Here is a 954-nt window from a genome sequence, read left to right as displayed (position 1 = left end):
GACGGGCACGACCTGGTTCATCGAGGGTGACATCGCCGACTGCTTCGGCTCGCTGGATCACGACGTGATGCTGTCGACCTTGGCTGCGAACATCCACGACAACCGGTTTCTGCGGCTGCTGCGCAACATGCTCCAAGCCGGATACCTGGAGGACTGGGTCTGGAACGCCACACTCTCCGGCGCGCCGCAGGGTGGGGTGACCTCGCCCGTCCTCTCGAACATCTACCTGGATCGGCTGGACAGGTTCGTCGAGACGGTTCTCATCCCGGAATACACCCGAGGCGTAGTAAGGGCCAAAAACCCCGTCTACCGAAGGACCGAATCAGCACTGCGACGTGCCCGACGACGCGGCGATCACACCGCAACGCGGGAACTGCGCAAGCGGCTACACGGTATGCCCAGCATGGATCCCCAAGATCCCGGCTACCGGCGGCTGCGATACGCACGCTACGCCGATGACACCCTGCTCGGGTTCACCGGACCCAAGGCCGAAGCCGAGGAGATCAAGAACCGTCTCGCGGCGTTCCTGCGCGACGATCTCAAGCTGGAACTCTCGCAAGAGAAGACCTTGATCACACACGCCCGTACCCAAGCGGCGTCTTTCCTCGGTTACGAGATCACCGTCCTCCACAACGACCGCAAAATGACCAGAGGCCGTCGCACGGCCAACGGCACAGTCGCGCTCCGCGTGCCCAAGGCGGTGATCCGGGCAAAGTGCACCCCCTACCTCACGCGCGGCAAACCTGCGCACAGACCCGAGCTGACCAACCATGACGACCACACGATCGTTGGCATCTACGGATCACGGTACCGGGGCCTCGTCCAGTACTACCTGCTCGCCGGCGATGTCTTCCGACTAGACCGGCTGGAATGGGTCATGAAGACTTCCATGCTCAAAACCCTGGCAGCCAAGCATCGCTCGACCGTGACGACGATGGCCAACAAATACAAGAC

At 62.3% G+C, this 954-nt stretch carries 1 protein-coding gene; it reads left to right on the top strand.

Going from position 1 to position 954, the window contains the following annotated elements; all coding sequences use genetic code 11:
* A partial coding sequence (locus tag KDL28_RS40070; protein WP_252446710.1) for a reverse transcriptase/maturase family protein occupies positions 1–954 on the top strand: 954 nt, incomplete at both ends.

Source organism: Pseudonocardia humida (assembly GCF_023898865.1).
Taxonomy (GTDB): Bacteria; Actinomycetota; Actinomycetes; order Mycobacteriales; family Pseudonocardiaceae; genus Pseudonocardia; species Pseudonocardia humida.
The sequence above is the reverse complement of the archived record's forward strand: the minus strand, read 5'-3'. Positions and strand labels throughout refer to the sequence as shown.